Raw genomic sequence first — 3,348 nt, 5'->3', positions numbered from 1 at the left:
GCCTGCAGCTTGCGCATCACGTTGCCCCGGTGGACCTTCACCGTGACCTCCGCAATGCCGAGGCCGAAGGCGATCTGCTTGTTCAGCTGGCCTCTGGCCACCTCCCGGAAGACCTGCCGCTCACGTGGTGTCAGGGTCGCGAAACGCTCCCCACGCTGACGCGCCCTGCGCATCTCCGCACGATCGGCCTGGTCCCGCTCGATCGCGCGCGCGATGGCATCGAGCAGGACCTGATCCCGGGCCGGCTTGGTCAGGAAGTCCACGGCCCCCGCCTTCATGGCCTGCACCGTCATCGGAATGTCCCCGTGCCCGGTCAGGAAGATGATCGGCTTGTGCTGCCCGCCCTGCACCAGGTGCCGCTGGAGGTCGAGGCCGCTGGTGCCGGGCATGCGCACGTCGAGGATCAGGCAGCCCGGCCGGGCCAGTTCTCCCGATGCCAGCAGTTCCTGCGTGGAAGCGAAGCAGGCCGGGGCCAGCCCAACCGACCGGATGAGTTCGCTCAGGCCTTCGCGGACGGCCAAGTCGTCATCCACCACCAGGACGATGGGCTGGCCGGTGAGCTCCGGCGAGGGCAGGGCCGGCCGGGACGATTGCTGCAACATGATCCCTCCCCCGGGTCACTTGACCAGGGTCTTCTCCACTGCAGCCAGCAGGAGCTGGCCATCGATGGGCTTGCGGAACAGTGCGGCCGCCAGGGCGGCCTTGCCCGGCTGATCCGTGATCTCGTGGCGGCCGGTCACCATGAAGACGGGCAGGTCCGGACGCGTCTTGGCAACGACGTCGCGAAGCTGGAAGCCATCCATCTCGGGCATGCCGATATCCGTGATCAGGCAGTCCAGCCCGGTCAGTCCCGCTGCCAGGAAGGTTCTGGGCGAGGAGTAGGTCCGGACCGCGTAGCCTGCCGACTCCAGCAGGTTCTCCAGCGATTCCAGCAGCCGGCTGTCGTCGTCCACGACCGCGATGGTGTGCCTGGGGCTGCTCACGCTTGCTTCTTTCCGCGACGTGAATGCGTGACCGGAACCCCCAGCCGCAGGGCGATTCGCACGAGGTCGGCGAGCGAGGGGGCGCCCATCTTCCGCAGCACGTTGCGCTTGTGCACCTGGAGCGAGACCTCGCTGAGCTTCAGTTCGGCGGCGGCCTGCTTGTTCAGCAGGCCGCTCACGATGAGCGGCAGGACATCGCGCTCACGGGGCGTCAGCGTGCGGTAGCGCGCCTGGAGGCGCTCGAGGTCCGCGCGCTCGGTGCGAATGCGCCGGTCCTGGATGAAGGCGGCCGCGATGGCGGCCATCAGCGCCTCGTCGCTGCACGGCTTGGTCAGAAAGTCCACGGCACCATGCTTGATCGCGCGCACCGAGGATGGGATGTCGCCATGGCCGGTGAGGAACACGATCGGCGGGTGATCGGCATCCGTGAGCTGCGCCTGCAGGTCGAGCCCGTTGATGCCTGGAAGCTCGACGTCGAGGAGCAGGCACGCCGGCACCGCGGGCCTGGCCGCGCGCACGTAATCCTCCGCCGAAGTGTAGACCGCCACGCGCATGCCATGGGCTTCCAGCAGCCCGCAGAGAGCGTCGCGCACGCCTGGGTCGTCATCCACGATCAGCACGATGGGCGCCTCCGCCGTCATGAGGGTTCGGGTGCCTCCATCGGCAGGGTGAAGGCGAAGGTGGCGCCGCCGGCATCGTTGCGATCGACCCACAACCGCCCGCCATGGGACTCGACGATCGACCGGCAGATGGCGAGGCCCATCCCCATGCCGGTCTGCCGCGTCGTGAAGAAGGCGTCGAAGACCTTCTCCGGATGCGGGACCCCCGGTCCGTTGTCGCTCACCTCGACCCGCACGGCCTTGCCATCACGCACGGCACGAATGCCGAGGCGCGGCTCTGCTGTATGCCCCTCCATCGCCTCGATCGCATTGCGCATGAGATTGACCAGCACCTGCTGGAGCTGGACGACGTCGAACGGGATGGCGGGCAGATCGGCAGCGACGTCCGTCTCGACGCCGACCCGCGTCTGCGCCGTCCGGTCCGCGAGCAGCCGCCCGACATCGGCGACCAAGTCCCCGATCGAGGCGCGATGCCGGGGGGCGACCGCCTGCCTGAACAGGGCGCGGATCCGGCTGACGACGTCCGCGGCCGCGTTCGCGTCGCGGATGATCCGCTCGACCGTGGTCCGGGCCCGGTCCAGGTTGGGCGGGCTGGCGGCCAGCCAGCGCTGGCAGGCCTGGGAGTTCCAGACCACTGCCGCCAGGGGCTGGTTCACCTCATGAGCGATGGAGGCGGAAAGCTCGGCGAGGCTCGCTGCCTGGCCCGCGCGTGCCAAGCGCTCCTGCGCCAGCCGGAGGTCCTCCTGCATGCGGATCTCGGCATCGATGTCGAGGCAGATCACGTTCCACTGGACGATGGCGCCGTCGGCGTTGCGCATGGGTGCCGCACGCGTCTCGACCCAGCGATAGGCACCGTCATGGCGTCGCAGGCGGTGGCGGCGCGCATAGGGCTCGCCCGTCTGCAGGCAGCTGGCATAGTCCTTCTTCACGGCGATGAGGTCGTCGGGATGGACGCCTGCATCCAGCGTCTGCATCAAACGCGACCCACCCGTCTCGTTCAGCTCCTCGAGCTCGTAGCCCAGAAACGCACGGAGCTGCTGGCTCCGGTAGACCGGTTCGCCATCCGGTGCCGCGCAATCGATCATGGCCGGCAGGGTTTCCACGAGCTGCCAGAGGAATCGCTCCCGCTCGCGCAAGGCCTCCTGCGCCTGCATCTCCTCCTCGATGTCGATCGAGGCGATGTACCACTGCACGATCTGGCCATCCGCATCGCGCAGGGCCTGCGCGCGGGCCTCGATCCAGCGATAGACGCCATCGCTGCAGCGCCGGCGAAACCGGTTCACGAACGGCTCGCCGGTTCGGAATCCATCCAGTGCCCGGCTAAGCATGACCGGCAGATCGTCCGGGTGAGCGACATCCCGTGCCAGGGCTTCGAAATCCTGGATGCGCCCTGGTGACCCGACCGTGTCGAGGTATCGTCTGCTGGCGTAGGTCAGCCTGCGCGAAGGATCGAAGCTCAGGATGTTGACGGGCACTGCGTCGATCATCTGCTCCAGTTGCTGCTTGCTCTGCCGCAGAGTCTGTTCAGCCAGCATCTGATCGTCGATGTCATGGCAGAGGCCGTACCATTGGGTAATCCGGCCGTCCTGATCCCGCATCGCTTCGGCGCTCGCCGCCATCCAGCGATACACGCCATCGGCCCGGCGCATGCGCCATTTCATGGAGAGACGCTCGCCGCTGGCCAAGGAGCGCTCGAACGCTTCCACGACGCCGGGGCTGTCATCGGGATGGATGATGGCCTCGGT

At 67.9% G+C, this 3,348-nt stretch carries 4 protein-coding genes; all 4 read right to left on the bottom strand.

What is annotated here, in order from left to right:
• Positions 1–602 (bottom strand): response regulator transcription factor (locus tag VNS22_RS14765; RefSeq protein ID WP_349261800.1); only part of this gene is annotated, 602 nt, incomplete at its 3' end.
• 15 nt (positions 603–617) lie between these two features.
• The gene (locus tag VNS22_RS14760) at positions 618–983 is read right to left on the bottom strand and encodes a response regulator (protein WP_325733679.1); all 366 of its coding nucleotides are present in this window, start codon (positions 981–983) and stop codon (positions 618–620) included.
• Positions 980–1,624 (bottom strand): response regulator transcription factor, encoded by a 645-nt coding sequence (locus tag VNS22_RS14755; RefSeq protein ID WP_349261799.1) that lies wholly within the window; start codon positions 1,622–1,624, stop codon positions 980–982. The genes VNS22_RS14760 and VNS22_RS14755 overlap by 4 nt, the downstream gene beginning before the upstream one ends.
• Positions 1,621–3,348 (bottom strand): PAS domain-containing protein (locus VNS22_RS14750; protein ID WP_325733677.1); only part of this gene is annotated, 1,728 nt, incomplete at its 5' end. The genes VNS22_RS14750 and VNS22_RS14755, both read right to left, overlap by 4 nt.

This window comes from Geminicoccus sp., from assembly GCF_035556675.1.
Taxonomy (GTDB): Bacteria; Pseudomonadota; Alphaproteobacteria; order Geminicoccales; family Geminicoccaceae; genus Geminicoccus.
Note: the sequence above shows the minus strand (reverse complement) of the source record. Positions and strands in the feature narration are given on the sequence as shown.